The following is a 524-nucleotide window of genomic DNA, read 5'->3' as shown; positions in this document are numbered from 1 at the left end:
GGCTACCATACAATTTAGGTCCAATCGTGTTGGTTATGTTCGAATCCGGCTGAGGTATTCATCGTGGCTACCTGGCAGTCAGCCGTTACTTTGGATTCAAGCCTGGTTGTTAAGGGTTAAGGAGCTGGTTGTCCGCTGATGTATGAGTCCGTACTTTTTGCCAGGAACCGATTTTCGAAGCATCGGCTAATTTTGATCGAACGTCTACGATTGAAAGAAGCGGGCAGGCCGGCACAAAACCGGGCCGCGTGGGAGGATTGCGGGGGGAAGGATTTTTTTGTCTTGATCTCCTGCCTGCCGGTAGGCAGGTTTGGTACTTTTGGATCAAGCCAAAAGTACGGAAGGAATTGGCGTTTACTACCCCCATCAGCCTTTGTCCTGCCATCTGCGTCAACCTGAAACAGAACCATCCCGGGCATTGGCGGCAAGCTGCCTTCACTATTGAGCGGCTGAATAGCCAATGCAGGGAGCGCAAGACCGCGACTACCCCGGGCTGCGCCTCCCTTGTCGGCTTACCCGGGGCT

1 protein-coding gene is annotated in these 524 nt (G+C 53.6%); it reads left to right on the top strand.

Features of this window, described 5'->3' with window-relative positions; translation table 11 throughout:
• Nucleotides 1–248: 248 nt before the first annotated feature.
• A partial coding sequence (locus GJQ68_RS23125; protein ID WP_162419623.1) for a hypothetical protein occupies nt 249–524 on the top strand: 276 nt, incomplete at its 3' end.

The organism is Cyclobacterium roseum (assembly GCF_010119225.1).
Lineage (GTDB): Bacteria > Bacteroidota > Bacteroidia > Cytophagales > Cyclobacteriaceae > Cyclobacterium > Cyclobacterium roseum.
Note: the sequence above shows the minus strand (reverse complement) of the source record. Positions and strands in the feature narration are given on the sequence as shown.